Below are 13628 nucleotides of genomic sequence, written 5' to 3'. Positions count from 1 at the left end.
CGGCCTGGACACGGGAGTTCCGAACATGCGCATCAGACGTGCGGCTCTCGTCGCCGCAGTGCTCACAGGTGTGGTCGTGGCGCCTGCTCAGGCGGCCCCCGCCAGGTACGTCCGGCTGGACCAGATCGGCTTCGGGATCACCGAGGCGAAGCACGCGTACGTGCTCGGTGGCGCCGCGAACACCAGGTTCACGGTGGTCGACGGCCGCGGCAGGACCGTGCTGGCCGGAAGGACGGGTGCGTCCACGGGCTCGTGGAGCGACAAGTTCCCCGCGGTGCACCCCATCGACTTCTCCGCGCTCAAGGCCGCCGGGACGTACCGGATCAAGGTCGGTTCGACGACCTCGGCGGCGCTCAAGGTCGACACCCTGAACCGGCTGTTCCAGCCGGTCGCCAACAGCACCGTCGAGTTCTTCCAGGCCCAGCGCGACGGTGCCGACATCGTCCCCGGGCGGTTGAACCGCAAGCCCGCGCACCTCACCGACCGCGACGCGATGGTCTACGAGGAGCCGGTGTTCAAGGGCGATGGTGGCGACCAGATCGCGGCGCCGTTGAAGCCCACCGGGGTGAAGGTCGACCTCGAAGGCGGCTGGTTCGACGCGGGTGACTTCGTGAAGTTCACCCACGCCTCGTCCTACTCGACCGCGTCGATGCTGCTGGCGTTGCGCAACAAGCACAACGACGCGCTCTACGAGGAGGCCAAGTTCGGCCTGAAGTGGCTCGACAAGGCGTGGGACGAGAAGACCGGCACGCTCTACGCCCAGGTCGGCATCGGCACGGGCTCCGAGGAGTTCGGCTTCGTCGGCGACCACGACGTGTGGCGGCTGCCGGAAGCCGACGACAAGCTCACCGTGAAGCCGGGCGACAGCGAGTACTACATCAAGCACCGGCCGGTGTTCCGCGCCAACAAGCCCGGCGAGAAGATCAGCCCGAACCTGGTCGGTCGCGTCGCCGGTTCGTTCGCCCTGGCCGCGCAGATCGAGGCTCGTCGCAACCCGCGCCTCGCGTGCGAGTACCTGAACAAGGCCGCTTCGCTCTTCGCGCTGGCCAAGACGTCGGACGTCGGCGAGCTCGTGACGGCGTTCCCGCACGCCTACTACCCCGAATCGTCGTGGATCGACGACATGGAGTTCGGCGCGACCCAGCTCGCGCTGGCCGCGAAGGCGTTGAACGACCACCGCTACACCCAGTTTGCCCAGGCCGCTGCCCACTGGGCCAAGGAGTTCCTGGCGACGCAGGACCCCGACACGCTGAACGTCTACAACATCTCCGCGCTCGGCCACGCCGACCTGGCTCCGCTGCTGAAGAAGGGCGTGCCCGGCGCCGAGGTGACCGAGGCGCAGATCGTCGGCGACATCCGGCGCCAGCTGCAGAAGGGCACCGACGCGGCGCAGACCTCACCGTTCCGCACCGCCGCCGACGTCGAGACCTGGGACGTCGGCTCGCGCACGTTCGGCTTCATCACCACCGCCGCGCTGTATCAAAAGCTGACCGGCTCGAAGGAGTACCAGACGTTCGGCACTCAGCAGCGTGGCTTCGCCCTCGGCACGAACGCCTGGGGCACAACGCTGATCGTCGGCGTCGGCTCGAAGTTCCCCGAGTGCCCGCACCACCAGGCGGCGAACCTCTCCGGCTCGTCCAACGGTGGCTCGAAGGTCCTGGTCGGCGCCGTGATCAACGGCCCGAACGACGCCACGTTGTTCAGCGACCTCGGCGAGATGCCGCCCGGTTCCGTCGACTGCACCAAGCCCTACACGAAGGAGTTCGACTCCGCGAAGTCCGTGTTCGCGGACGACCTGCGGTCCTGGCCGAGCTCCGAGCCCGCCATCGACTTCACGGCGACGGGCGTGCTCGGCTTCTCGCTGATCGCGAACGGCTGAGTGGCGCCGGCGCGGGCCTGGGTGTCCAATTCGGACTGTGCTCAGGCTCGCGCTGGCGTTTTTGCTGCTGACGGCCGGTACGGCGCGCGCCCTGCCGCTGACCGCCTCCTGCCGCGTGCCCTCCTCGCACGACGCCGAGGTGATCCGCACGGTGTTGGAGACCGGCCTGTCGTTGGACGTCGGCGACAAGGTGCTGCTCGCCGGGTTCGAGGCGGGCTGGGTCGAGTCGCACATGAACAACCTGGACTGCGGGGACGGGGACTCGCTCGGCGTGTTCCAGCAGCGGCCGTCGATGGGCTGGGGAACGCCGTCGCAGATCATGGACGTGGCCTACGCCGCGCGCCGGTTCTTCGAGTACGCGGCGGAGGTGGATCGGCCGGACCTCACGCCGGGGCTGCTCGCGGACGCGGTGCAGCGGTCTTGCTGCCCTGAACGGTACGACCGGGCGTTGCCGCGGGCAGAGTCGATGCTGCGGCAGGCCCGGCAGGGTGGGCCGGAGGTCGTCGGCGGGGTCACGTACGTGGTGGAGGACGGGGATGTCTGGGCTGATCGGTGGCGGCTGAGCACCTCTCGTGACTTCGTCGGACGACCGTCGGTGGCCGGCCGGTTCGTGTTCGCGCGGACCGTTCGGGGTGTCGTGATGGCGTTGGCCGACGGGGCGTGGCGGCCGGTGGCTTCTGGTGTGGCTGGGGACCCCGAGGCCGTTCTCCGTCCGGATGGGACGGTCGACCTGTACGCGGTGCTGGCCGACGGCAGCGTGGCGAAACCGTCAGACCGCTCTGTGATGAGCCCGCCCGGATTCGCGGCGGGCAAGCCGTCCGCGGTCGTGCGCCCGGATGGTTTCGTCGCCGTGTACGTCCGTTCCGGCAGCATGCTCCTGGTCAGCGAAAGCGGTGCGTGGCACGAGGTCGCCCAAAACATGGAATCCTCACCCGAAGCGGTGCTCCGTCCTGATGGGACGATCGACCTCCACACGCTGATCGGCGGACGCGTACACCGCCTCGGCAAAGGCTGGGAGCCGTTGGGCGACAACCGTTTCATCGACACCGTGTCCGCCCAGCCGGACGGCAGGGTCTACGCCCGCAAAGCCGACGGCACCGTGCTCAAAGCCGGTTGAACGGCTCCGCATACCGGAACGCCCCACCGGCAACCTCACGAAAGACACGCGCCTGGAAGTAAGGCTCCCACTCGGCAACCGGCGGCGTGATCCCGTACTCCGCAGCCATCCGGAACCCGAACCGCGAGTAGTAGTCGGGGCTGCCGAGCAGAATCACGGCAGGCTCCCCGAGCGCCTCCGCCGCTCCGAGAACGGCGTGCATCAGCGCCTTCCCGATCCCGCCCCGCTGATGATCAGGATGGACGCTGATCGGCCCGAGCCCCACAGCCGGCACCTCGCCGATGTACCCGCGCGTGCACATGACGTGCCCGAGCACCCCGTCGGCGACCAGCGACAACTCGGGAATCCAGCCCTCGTCCTCGCGCAGCTGGTCGACCAGCGACGCTTCGGGTCCGTTCTCGAACGCGAGGTCGGTGACGGTGCGGATGGCGTCGATGTCTGCGGGCGTCTCCCGCCGGATCAGCATGACGCGCAACTGTGGCCAAACCGGTCGCCGAGCGCCACCCGGATTTCGCCGCCATAATCCGCTGCGTGGTCGTCCGACAGACCGTGATGGTGTGCGTACTCGCCGTGCAAGTTCGACTGCGCGGCGCCGCGGGTGAACGTGCAGGTCGTCGGCGTTGCCGAAGAAAGTTGCCCCGAGGAGGCCGAATTCGGTGTTCCCTATGAGGAGATGACGCTCTGCCTGAGGAGGGTGCGTTGATCTTCTTCGAGGATCCCGCGCAGTTCGACGCCTGGTTGCACGAGAACGGCTCGACGGAGACCGAGCTGTGGATCAAGTACGCCAAGAAGGGGTCGGGGCTGAAGACGATCACCTACGACGAGGCGCTGGACATCGCCTTGTGCCATGGGTGGATCGATGGGCTCGTGCGGTCCATCGACGAGACCTACTACTCGCAGCGGTGGACGCCGCGGAAGCCGCGCAGCAGGTGGTCCAAACGCAACTGCGCCAAGGTCGAGGAGCTGATCGCGGCCGGCCGGATGTTGCCGGCCGGGCTCGCCGAGATCGAGAAGGCGAAGGCGGACGGGCGCTGGGAGGCGGCCTACGCGGGCCCGGCGACGATCGAGGTGCCCGACGACCTGAAGGAAGCACTGAAGGCGAACCCCGCTGCTGCCAAGGCGTTCGAGGGGCTCAACAGCCAGAACCGGTACGCGATTCTGCTGCGCATCCACGACGCGAAGAGGGCGGACACGCGCGCCAGGCGCATCGCCCAGTTCGTCGAAATGCTGGCAGACGGCCGCAAGCTCTACGCTTGAACATCATGAAGTGGTTCCGCCGCCGCAAAGCCGAAGACGTCGCCCCCGCCCACCTGCCGAACGCGGAGGAGGCCGCGCGACGCTTCTGGGAGCGGTGGTTCGAGCTCGTTCCCGTGGTGAGCGCGGCGCTCGGCGACGGCGAACCGCACAGGGTCGAGGACGAGCTGAGGGACCTCGTCAGCGCCATGCACCCGGACCTGATGTTCTCGCTCGAACAGGGCCACCTGGCGATGTACGCGCTGGTGATCACCGGCCAGGAGGACCCGCGGCTGCGCCCGTACACCGACGCGTGGATCAAGGCCGCGCCGCCGACGGACATGGTGTGGGAGTTCCACGACTCGGTGCCGCCCGTGCCCGATCCGACCGAGGTCGTCGTCAACCTCGGCCAGGTCAAGATGCGGCTGGGCGACTACCGCGTCGTGGCCCAGGTGGACGGTGACGTCGTCGACGTGGCGGTCTACCACCCGGCGCTCGCGGAGCTGACCGAGCAGCAACGGCAGACGATGACGTTCCTGCCGCTGGACGTCACGCTCGGCGAGCGGCTCGCGGGGGAGCGGTTGCGGCGCGTGGAGACCGCGCAGCTGGAACCGGAGGGCACGATCAGCCTGCTGGAGCTGCGTTCACTCGTTCGAACTCTCGCCCAGGTGTCGGACGACTGAAACTGTCAGACCTGCTCACTAAGCTGTCCACGTGACCAGCGAGAGCCTTGAAGACGTCCCCGCAGAGGTGCGCGAGCGGCATGCCGTGCTCGCGGAGGAGGTGCGCTCGCACCAGTTCCGCTACTACGTGCTGGACGATCCCATCGTCACCGACGGTGAGTTCGACGAGATGCTCAAGGCGCTGGAGGCACTGGAGGCGGAGCATCCGGGTCTGGCCACACCGGACTCGCCGACGCAGCTCGTCGGCGGCACGTTCTCGACCGAGTTCAAGGCGGTCGACCACCTGGAGCGCATGCTCAGCCTGGACAACGTCTTCGCGCAGGACGAGCTGACGGCCTGGTTCGAGCGCGTGCGGAAGGACGTCGGCGAAGGCACGCACTTCCTGTGCGAGCTGAAGATCGACGGTCTCGCGATCAACCTGCTCTACGAGAAGGGCAGGCTCACGCGGGCGTTGACCCGTGGCGACGGTCGCACGGGCGAGGACGTCACGCTGAACGTGCGCACCATCGCGGACGTGCCCGTCACGCTCAGGGGCTCGGACGAGTATCCGGTGCCGGAGCTCGTCGAGGTGCGCGGCGAGGTCTTCTTCGCGGTCGAGGACTTCCTGGCGTTGAACGCCTCGCTGGTCGAGCAGGGCAAGCCGCCGTTCGCGAACCCGCGCAACACCGCGGCGGGTTCGTTGCGGCAGAAGGACCCGAAGGTCACGGCGTCCCGCAAGCTGCGGATGATCTGCCACGGCATCGGCAAGACCGAGGGCTTCTCGGTCGCCCGCCAGTCGCTCGCCTACGAGGCCCTGAAGTCGTGGGGCCTGCCGGTGTCCTCGCACACCAAGGTGCTCACGGATCCTGCCGACATCCGCGAGCACGTCGAGTACTGGGGAGAGCACCGGCACGACGCGATCCACGAGATCGACGGCGTCGTCATCAAGGTCGACGAGGTGTCGCTGCAACGGCGGCTGGGCACCACGTCCCGCGCGCCGCGGTGGGCCATCGCGTACAAGTACCCGCCGGAGGAAGCCACCACGACGTTGCTCGACATCCAGGTCCAGGTGGGCCGCACTGGCCGCGTCACGCCGTTCGCGGTGATGGAACCGGTGAAGGTGGCGGGGTCGACGGTCGCGCGGGCCACGCTGCACAACGCGTCCGAGGTGAAGCGCAAGGGCGTGCTGATCGGCGACCGGATCGTCATCCGCAAGGCGGGCGACGTGATTCCCGAGGTGCTGGGCCCGGTGCTGGCCGCACGGCCCGCCGACGCACGCGAGTTCGTGATGCCGACCCGGTGCCCCGAGTGCAACGCCGAGCTGCGCCCGATGAAGGAGGGCGACGTCGACATCCGCTGCCCCAACGCGGAGACGTGCCCCGGTCAGCTGCGCGAACGGCTGGCATACCTGGCTTCCCGCGCCGCGCTGGACATCGAGGTGCTCGGCTACGAGGCCGCCGCCGCGATCACCGAGTCCACGGTGTACACGAACGAGGCCGACCTGTTCGACCTCGACACCGACGACCTGCTGCAGATCGAGCGCTTCACGACGAAGAGCGGTGAGCTGTCCGCGAACGCCCTGAAACTCCTCGACAACCTGGAAGCGGCCAAGTCCCGTCCTCTGTGGAGGGTGCTGGTCGCACTGTCGATCCGTCACGTGGGTCCTACCGCCGCCCGTGCGCTGGCCCTCCAGTTCGGCTCGATGGACGCGATCCTCGCCGCCGAGGAAGAGGTCCTGGCCAGCGCGGAGGGCGTGGGCCCGACCATCGCGACGGCCGTGGTCGAGTGGCGGGAAACCGAGTGGCGGCAAGGCGTCGTGGAGCGGTGGCGGGCCGCGGGCGTGCGGATGGAGGACGAGCGCGACGAGTCCATCACGCGAAACCTCGAAGGGCTGTCCATCGTGGTCACCGGCTCGTTGACGGAGTTCTCCCGCGACTCGGCCAAGGAGTCCATCCTGGCCCGCGGCGGCAAGGCGGCCGGTTCGGTCTCCAAGAAAACCGCTTTCGTCGTCGTCGGCGACTCGCCAGGATCCAAGTACGACAAGGCCATCGCCCTGAAGGTTCCCGTCCTCGACGAGGCGGGTTTCCGCGTCCTGCTGGAGCAGGGCCCGGACGCGGCGAGGGAAGTGGCCGTCATCGGGGAAGAGAGCTCGGATGGCTGACGTGATCATCCGCCCGGCGACGGAGGCCGACCTGCCCGCCGTCAGCTCCGTGACGGTCGAGGCGTACCGAGTGGACGGTTACCTCGACGGCACGGAGGACTACGCGGCCGTGCTGGCCGACGCGGCTTCCCGGTTCCGCGAGGCCGAGGTGATCGTGGCGGCGGACTCCGGCTCCGGCGAGGTGCTGGGCTCGGTCACGGTGGTGCGGCCAGGCACGCCGTTCGCGGAGATCTCCCAGCAGGGCGAACTGGAGTTCCGCATGTTGTCCGTCACGTCCCGGGCTCGCGGTCGCGGCGTCGGCGAGGCCTTGGTGCGGGCGGTGTTCGACCGGGCCCGTGCCGCCGGTGTGGGCCGCGTCGTGCTGTCGTCGTCGGAGAAGATGCTGGCGGCACACCGGTTGTACGAGCGGCTCGGGTTCACGCGACTGCCCGAACGCGACTGGGCGCCGTTGCCCGGCATCAACCTGATCGCCTACGCGTCGAGTGTGCCGCGCTGAACCGGACGAACCGGACCAGGCGAACAAAACCGCAGGCCAACCTACCCGAACCGGCTCGGCCGAGTGGTCGCGTGCTTTAGGCTCGATCACCGAGTACGTGTGACTGTCGGGGGTAATCGTGACGATGCCGGGTGATCGGCTTTCCGCTGCCATGCGTTCCTTCCAGGAGCAGGCGGACAAGGCCAAACAGCTCCAGGAAGCGATCAAGACCATGCGCGGCGTCGGCAAGGCGCCGGACGCCGGCGTCACCGTGACCGTCGCGCCGTCGGGTGCGGTGCTCGACCTGCGGCTGGAACCGAAGTCGATGGGCCGTTCGCACACCGCGCTGCAGCAGGCGATCATCGGCGCGATCCGCGAGGCGACGGCCAACGCCGCCGCGCAGATGGAGGAGGCCGCGGCGCCGTTGCTCGGCGACCGCATGCAGCAGTTCCGCGCCGCCATGGGCGCCAACGCGGGCGAGAACCTGCAGATCCGGCCGGACGCGCCGCAGCCGCCGCCACCGCCGACGGAGGAGTACGGCGGCTCGGTGTTGCAGCGGCAGCCTCCGCAGCCACCGGCGCCGCCGATCCAGCCACCGGTCCAGTCCCAGATTCAGCCACAGCGCAGGCCGGCTCCGCCGGTGGACGATGACGACGACTTCGGCAGCGGCTCGGTGCTGAGGTGAGGGGGAAGCGATGAGCCAGTTCCACGTCAGCGCCGATGCGCTCGCCCAGTACAGCGAGGGTTCGAAGAGCCTGGCCGGCAAGTTCGGCGAGCTCGCGAGGCTGCTCGAGCAGGCGCGGGTCGACGACCAGTGCTTCGGGCCGATCGGTGACGCGGTCGGGTTGAGCAGCGGCTACTTCGACAGCCTTCAGGAGTGCCAGACCATCGCCACCAAGGCCGTGCAGTACCTCGAACACGTCAGCGAGCAGGTCGCGGAGACCGCCAAGACCTACGAAGAAGTCGACAAGGCGTTCCACGACACCTTCAAGGGCTTCATGGGAGGTGGCGCGTGACCGCACCCGACGGACCGGGCACCCTGGCGGACCTCAACAACTCCGCCAACGACCCGCAGCACCGCAACTGGTTCGAACAAGCCGCCGGCCACGGCAGTTCGATCGCCGACAACGTCATGGCGACGAACGACCTGCGCGACCAGAACGACCCGCCGGCCTGGACCGCCCAGATGATCAAGAACAGGGCGGAGCTGCTCCAGACGATCGCGAGCCCCGGCGACGCGTTCCTGAACAACGGCCTTGGCTTCCTGGTGTCGATCGTGATCTCGCCGCTCGTCGAGCTCGCCGAGTGGGCGATCGGCGACCCGCAGCAGATGCGCGCCACCGGCGAGGGCTGGGTGAAGGTCGGCGAGTGGCTCGACGGTGTCGCCGCGAAGGAGGCCCAGCGCGCGCAGGCGACCGCCGGGGTGTGGAGCGGTGAGGCCGGCGACAAGTTCCGCGGTCAGATGAAGGAGTTCACGGAGGGCGTGAAGGCGCTGTCCGCGGACATCAAGGAGCTCAAGGAGACGCTCAACCTCATCGCCGACCTCTTCGACATGTTCGTCGAGATGGTCGTCGACATCATCACCGAGATGGTGATCACCCTCATCGTCGAGTGGCTGGCCGCGCTCGCCGCGTCGTGGATCACGGCCGGTGCGTCGGTCGTCGCCGCGGAGGGCGGCACGGTCGCGACCATGGGCGCCACCGGCGGCCGGATCGCGATGAAGATCAAGAAGCTTCAGGGTGAGTTGTTCAAGCTGGTCAAGCGGCTCGAGGAACTGCTGCAGAAGATCCGCAAGCGGATTCCGGAGGGGTTGCTGAAGAAGTTCGGGGACCTGCGCAACGGCAAGATCTTCGACAGCAACGTCGCCAACAAGCTGACCAGCCCGTTGCAGAAGATGGCGGGCCGTCAGATCGACGGGATCATCGGACCTGGCGGCAAGATCATCAGCCGGGCCAACGCCGACGGCATCTCGACGACCGCGAACCGCTTCATGAACGGCGCGACCGGCGAGGGCGCGCTCGCGGCGAACCTCGCCCAGGAGGGCCTCAAGCTGGTCGGCCTGAGCGGCCAGCGCCCGACGACGGCGGCATTCAGCTCGCTGACGGGATCGCTGTTCGACATGGGCGTCGACCACGTGATCGACAAGTCCTACGAGACGGCGACCGAGGGTATCCCGCAGTCCGAACAGGAACGCAAGGACGCGCAACGCCGTGGCTTCGAATACGAGTAGGTGACCGCAGATGACCGCTGTGCTGTCCGTGCGGGAGCACTGGTGCCGTCCCGGCGAACGCATCCTCTGGCTGCGCGAGGGCCAGCTGAAGGAACTGCCGTACGACGTGCCGGGCCTGGACCGCAAGGGCAACCCCCAGCGCGGCCTGGCCGCCCGTGCGGCGCGCGCGGTCGGGGTGGGCGCCGCGATGGTGGCGCTCGCGCCGGTGTCGCTGGCGGCCGCCGTCAGCTTTGATCAGCAACCCGAGCGGTATGTGCCGGAACCGACCTTCGAGCCGCAGGTCTTCGGGCCGGCACCGGAGTGCGCCGCGGTGACCGCCGTGCGGCCGTGGCACGGCCGGTCGTTGCCCGGCTGGAGCACCGTGCCCGGCTGGTGGGTGCTCACACCGGCTCGGCTCGCGTGGCTGACGACGCCCGACGCCCTGGCACAGCTCGCGAAGGGCCAGAAGTCGTTCATGGGCAACGTCGCCCACCTGGCGGGCAGCGCCACCGTCGGCCTCGCGTCAGGTCTCGCGGTCGGTGCCTTCGAGGTGGTCACCGGCGGCTCGAACGGCAAACCCGTCGAACTGCCGGAGGTCGTGACCGGGTTCGAGTTCGACCGCGGTCAGCTCGCGAGCGTCCAGCCGGTGTGGCGGGACGAGAAGACGCCGGTGCTGCGCGCCGTTCTGGCCGTGGACGGATCGGGCTTCGACTTCCCGCTGAACGGCCCGCACGATCCGATGCTGCGCTTCACGAACGGGAGCTGATCCGCGTGCCTTGGCTTGCGCCCGGCGAGACCATCGAGTGGTTCTGGGAGTGCGAGAAACACCTGCTGGGTCAGGTTCAGGACGTGCTCACCGCACCGTTCGAACCGCTCGGCGAGGTGCCGGAGTCCGATCGCAAGAAGCCGAAGCTGCCGCTGCCGAGCACGGTGGTGAGCGAGGGCCGGTTCCTCGACGACGAGTGGGTGTACGACCCGACGCTGTGCGGCCGTGTCGTCGCGCAGCATCCCGGCGCGCTCGCCGTGCGGTTCGCGGACCACCTCATCGCGGGCCGCGGCAAGACCTTGCTGTGCCTGACGCAACGCCGGCTCGCGGCCGTCTACGTCGCGGACTCGGACAACCACGTGCTGTGGTGGCAGGCGGACAGGTCCGCGTTGCGCGCACTGCCCGAGGTCCATTTGGGACACGACCTCGGGAGGCCGCGGTACTTCCAGGCCTTCGTGTTCACCGACGGATCGGTGCTGGAGATGGATCAGGCGGTGGGGCACAAGATCACCGTGCCGACATGATCCGTGCCCGCAACTTCAGGTCTCCCGCCGCCTGCTCGTAGAGGAGGTCCCGCAACACGTCCGCGGGCAGGGCTCTCAGCACGTCCTTGAGCTCCACGTCCTCGGCGTCGGGAGGCGGCACGGTCTGACCCCGGTCCAGCAACACCAGCCCCACCGCCACGCAGTGCTTGCAGAAGAACCCTTCCAACCCGTGCGGGCAACTGCACGTCCCCACCAGATGCGTGCCCGACCACGACAGCTCCACCGCGTAGGCCGCGTCGTCGCTGCCCCGCACCCGTGCCGTCACGTGCCTGCTGTGCACCCGCAGGGACAGCACCGCGTCGCGGTAGGTGAGGCCGCGCCAGTACGACTTGGTGCCCGCGCGGTGCAGCAGCAGCTCGGTGGTGAGGGTCGTCGACACGAAGGTCATCCAACCGGGTGACCCCGGAAAGGACCAACATGATCGTCGTCGGCTCGCTCGCCCCCGCGGACCGCGCCAGGTGGCAGGAGCTCTTCGAGGGCTACAACACGTTCTACGAACGCACGCTGCCTGCCGAGACCTACGACGAGAAGTGGCGGAAGTTCCTGGAGGGCACGGGCATCCACGCCCTCTGCGCCCGGGACGAGAACGGCACCATCGTCGGCATCACGCACTTCTTCAAGCACCCCAGCACGTCCAGCCAGGACGTCTGCTACCTGCAGGACCTCTTCACCGCCCCCGAGGCACGCGGCCGCGGCGCGGGCCGCGCGCTCATCGAGGCCGTCGCCGAGTGGGCGAAACAACAGGAGTGCTGCCGCCTCTACTGGCACACCAGCGAATGGAACGAAACCGCGCGCCGGCTCTACGACAAGGTCGCGGAGAAGACGCCGTTCGTCACCTACCGCATCGTGTTCTAGCGACGCTAGCCGTTGGAGCAACGCGAACACGAGATTTGTGTGGGACCGTATGCCGTGTGCTGCAAGCCTGTTTGAACGGTTCCCGCACAGCCGAGGAGCACCCGGCCCTGCCGCTCACCCCCGAGCGGCTGGCCGAGGACGCCGCCGACGTCGCCGCGCTCGGCGTCACCTCGGTGCACCTCCACCCGAGGGACGTCATCGGCGCGCCCACGCTGGTGGGCCCGGAGGTGGCCACGACGATCGCGACGGTCAGGGCCGCCGTACCGGGCACCGAGATCAGCGTGTCGACGAACGTCCCCGGCGACCGCGCCCGGTTGATCGCGAGCTGGGCGCCGCTCGCGGCGGGGCGGCCCGACATCGCGAGCGTGCACGTCAGCGAACCCGGCTGGCGGGAGCTTGCTCGGGCGCTGCACCAGGTCGGCGTCGGCGTCGAGCTCGTCGTCGACATCCCCGACCTGATCGGCGAGCTGCCGCCGGGCGCCGCGCGGATCACCGTCACCGCGACCGCGCACAACGCGGAAGAGCTGCTGCGGCAGGTGGAACCGCTGGGGTTGCCGATCCTGCTGCACGGCAGGGACGCCGACGCCTGGCCGGTTTTCGTCTACGCCGCAAGGCTCGAGCACGGTGTCCGCATGGGGCTGGAGGACACGCTGACGATGCCCGACGGCCGCAAAGCCAGGAACAACACCGAACTCGTCGCGATGGCCAGGCGCAACCAGACGGCCAAAGCCCCGAGCTAGTAGCGTGTCGCAGCTATCTCTCGGGATGTGACAGTGAGGGTGATGCCGGCAGGCAGCCGCGCTTCGAGCATGAAGATCGCGCTCTCATGGCTGCCAACTGCACGGTTGGCAGCAGTCGGGGTGATCAGCAGACCTTTGCGTCAGCATTTCCCTACTGCCATCTCGGCAGCGACGTGCATGAGGCGCGACCATCCGGGCTTTCGGAGACGAGCACCAGACCGCCCCCTGCCGCCTCAACGGAGCACAACCAAGCCGCGACGCTCTACCAGTCGGAGCTAGTCGGGGAGGACGACGGCCACGATCCCGGCCAGGTGCGCGAGCCGCGCCACCTCGGCCGCGCGGAACATCGGGCCGCCGGGGCGTCCGACGACCAGCACCCGGTCCGGCTTGCCGAGCGGCGTGGCGGCCAGTTCGGTGCCCAGCTCGCGCCAGGTCTCCGGCACCCAGTCCTCCTCGCCGTCGAGCACGGTGGCGCGCTCCAGCGGGAACCAGGGCGCGGAAGCGATCCGCGTCTCCGGGGCGGCGGAGGACGAGGTCAGGCGGTTGATCCCGGTGCCTTCCGGGCCGACGACGACGGCCCAGCCGGCACGGATGATCTTCGGGACGCCCTCGGTGAAGACCTCGAGGCCCTTGTGCGGCTCCTCGGCGATCTCCTCGACGAGCTCGAGCTCGCGGTGGGTGTCGAGAATGCCCGCGTACGGGCGCACGGCGTCGACCTCGACACCGTCGACGGACTCGGCCGCGGTGATCAGCGTGTCGGGCAGGCGGCCGGACGGAAGCTCCACCACGAGGTCGTCGATGGCGACGCCGGAACCGCGTTCCACCACGTCGACGCTGAGTATGTCCGCCCCGATCTCGCCCAAAGCCGTTGCGACCGCGCCGAGGGTGCCGGGACGGTCCGGGAGCTGGACCCGGATCAGGAACGACAAGGTGAACGCCTCCATAGCTCGTGCGCGAGACCCCGCGTCTCGTGCCGTTGCCGGTCG

General features: G+C 68.9%; 16 protein-coding genes. 13 read left to right on the top strand and 3 right to left on the bottom strand.

The window, feature by feature from the left end; all coding sequences use genetic code 11:
* Positions 1–25: 25 nt before the first annotated feature.
* Positions 26–1879 carry a glycoside hydrolase family 9 protein gene (locus JOD27_RS20255; RefSeq protein ID WP_204763777.1) on the top strand — a complete coding sequence of 618 codons (1854 nt, stop codon included), beginning with the start codon at positions 26–28 and terminating at the stop codon, positions 1877–1879.
* 37 nt (positions 1880–1916) lie between these two features.
* Complete coding sequence (locus tag JOD27_RS20250; protein WP_204763776.1) at positions 1917–2996, top strand: PLL family lectin; 1080 nt, start codon at positions 1917–1919, stop codon at positions 2994–2996.
* On the opposite strand, the gene JOD27_RS20245 is transcribed toward JOD27_RS20250, so the two are convergent.
* The gene (locus JOD27_RS20245) at positions 2983–3462 is read right to left on the bottom strand and encodes a GNAT family N-acetyltransferase (protein WP_204763775.1); all 480 of its coding nucleotides are present in this window, start codon (positions 3460–3462) and stop codon (positions 2983–2985) included. The genes JOD27_RS20250 and JOD27_RS20245 overlap by 14 nt on opposite strands.
* A 233-nt stretch (positions 3463–3695) precedes the next feature.
* Here JOD27_RS20245 and JOD27_RS20240 point away from each other — a divergent pair, with 233 nt between their 5' ends.
* The 9 genes from JOD27_RS20240 (at position 3696) to JOD27_RS20200 (ending at position 11026) form a co-directional block, all read left to right on the top strand.
* A complete protein-coding gene (locus JOD27_RS20240) occupies positions 3696–4253 on the top strand; it encodes a YdeI/OmpD-associated family protein (RefSeq protein ID WP_239567702.1) in 558 nt (185 codons plus the stop codon).
* A gap of 5 nt (positions 4254–4258) precedes the next feature.
* Positions 4259–4912: a hypothetical protein gene (locus JOD27_RS20235; protein WP_204763774.1), complete on the top strand. Its 654-nt coding sequence runs from the start codon at positions 4259–4261 to the stop codon at positions 4910–4912.
* A 31-nt stretch (positions 4913–4943) separates the two neighbouring features.
* The gene (ligA, locus tag JOD27_RS20230) at positions 4944–7052 is read left to right on the top strand and encodes an NAD-dependent DNA ligase LigA (RefSeq protein ID WP_204763773.1); all 2109 of its coding nucleotides are present in this window, start codon (positions 4944–4946) and stop codon (positions 7050–7052) included.
* Positions 7045–7548, top strand: coding sequence for a GNAT family N-acetyltransferase (locus tag JOD27_RS20225; RefSeq protein WP_204763772.1), 504 nt, complete (start codon positions 7045–7047; stop codon positions 7546–7548). Before ligA ends, JOD27_RS20225 begins: the two co-directional genes overlap by 8 nt.
* 124 nt (positions 7549–7672) lie before the next feature.
* Positions 7673–8212 (top strand): YbaB/EbfC family nucleoid-associated protein, encoded by a 540-nt coding sequence (locus JOD27_RS20220; protein ID WP_204764024.1) that lies wholly within the window; start codon positions 7673–7675, stop codon positions 8210–8212.
* 10 nt (positions 8213–8222) lie between these two features.
* The gene (locus tag JOD27_RS20215; protein ID WP_204763771.1) at positions 8223–8543 is read left to right on the top strand and encodes a hypothetical protein; all 321 of its coding nucleotides are present in this window, start codon (positions 8223–8225) and stop codon (positions 8541–8543) included.
* Positions 8540–9757, top strand: coding sequence for a WXG100 family type VII secretion target (locus tag JOD27_RS20210; RefSeq protein ID WP_204763770.1), 1218 nt, complete (start codon positions 8540–8542; stop codon positions 9755–9757). Before JOD27_RS20215 ends, JOD27_RS20210 begins: the two co-directional genes overlap by 4 nt.
* A gap of 10 nt (positions 9758–9767) precedes the next feature.
* Positions 9768–10502, top strand: coding sequence for a hypothetical protein (locus JOD27_RS20205; protein ID WP_204763769.1), 735 nt, complete (start codon positions 9768–9770; stop codon positions 10500–10502).
* A 5-nt stretch (positions 10503–10507) separates the two neighbouring features.
* Positions 10508–11026: a P-loop NTPase family protein gene (locus tag JOD27_RS20200; protein WP_204763768.1), complete on the top strand. Its 519-nt coding sequence runs from the start codon at positions 10508–10510 to the stop codon at positions 11024–11026.
* On the opposite strand, the gene JOD27_RS20195 is transcribed toward JOD27_RS20200, so the two are convergent.
* Complete coding sequence (locus tag JOD27_RS20195) at positions 11010–11435, bottom strand: SWIM zinc finger family protein (RefSeq protein ID WP_204763767.1); 426 nt, start codon at positions 11433–11435, stop codon at positions 11010–11012. The two genes, JOD27_RS20200 and JOD27_RS20195, sit on opposite strands and share 17 nt — an antisense overlap.
* Before the next feature lie 8 nt (positions 11436–11443).
* Here JOD27_RS20195 and JOD27_RS20190 point away from each other — a divergent pair, with 8 nt between their 5' ends.
* Both JOD27_RS20190 and JOD27_RS20185 read left to right on the top strand, forming a co-directional pair.
* On the top strand, positions 11444–11902 hold the full coding sequence (locus tag JOD27_RS20190) for a GNAT family N-acetyltransferase (RefSeq protein ID WP_307830226.1): 459 nt from the start codon (positions 11444–11446) through the stop codon (positions 11900–11902).
* A gap of 56 nt (positions 11903–11958) precedes the next feature.
* Positions 11959–12642 (top strand): 3-keto-5-aminohexanoate cleavage protein, encoded by a 684-nt coding sequence (locus JOD27_RS20185; protein WP_204763766.1) that lies wholly within the window; start codon positions 11959–11961, stop codon positions 12640–12642.
* A gap of 275 nt (positions 12643–12917) precedes the next feature.
* Here JOD27_RS20185 and JOD27_RS20180 read toward each other — a convergent pair whose 3' ends face one another.
* Entirely contained in the window at positions 12918–13571 is a 654-nt protein-coding gene (locus tag JOD27_RS20180) for an ACT domain-containing protein (RefSeq protein WP_204764022.1), read from the bottom strand.
* Positions 13572–13628 lie beyond the last annotated feature (57 nt).

This window comes from Lentzea nigeriaca (assembly GCF_016907955.1).
GTDB classification, from domain to species: domain Bacteria; phylum Actinomycetota; class Actinomycetes; order Mycobacteriales; family Pseudonocardiaceae; genus Lentzea; species Lentzea nigeriaca.
Note: the sequence above shows the minus strand (reverse complement) of the source record. Positions and strands in the feature narration are given on the sequence as shown.

What these genes read in the sequence shown, in the direction of transcription:
- JOD27_RS20220 (WP_204764024.1), top strand. Translation starts at nt 7,673, where the DNA reads ATGCCGGGTGATCGGCTTTCCGCTGCCATGCGTTCCTTCCAGGAGCAG.
- JOD27_RS20195 (WP_204763767.1), bottom strand. Translation starts at nt 11,435, where the DNA reads ATGACCTTCGTGTCGACGACCCTCACCACCGAGCTGCTGCTGCACCGC.
- JOD27_RS20235 (WP_204763774.1), top strand. Translation starts at nt 4,259, where the DNA reads ATGAAGTGGTTCCGCCGCCGCAAAGCCGAAGACGTCGCCCCCGCCCAC.
- JOD27_RS20245 (WP_204763775.1), bottom strand. Translation starts at nt 3,462, where the DNA reads ATGCTGATCCGGCGGGAGACGCCCGCAGACATCGACGCCATCCGCACC.
- JOD27_RS20215 (WP_204763771.1), top strand. Translation starts at nt 8,223, where the DNA reads ATGAGCCAGTTCCACGTCAGCGCCGATGCGCTCGCCCAGTACAGCGAG.
- JOD27_RS20255 (WP_204763777.1), top strand. Translation starts at nt 26, where the DNA reads ATGCGCATCAGACGTGCGGCTCTCGTCGCCGCAGTGCTCACAGGTGTG.
- JOD27_RS20205 (WP_204763769.1), top strand. Translation starts at nt 9,768, where the DNA reads ATGACCGCTGTGCTGTCCGTGCGGGAGCACTGGTGCCGTCCCGGCGAA.
- JOD27_RS20225 (WP_204763772.1), top strand. Translation starts at nt 7,045, where the DNA reads ATGGCTGACGTGATCATCCGCCCGGCGACGGAGGCCGACCTGCCCGCC.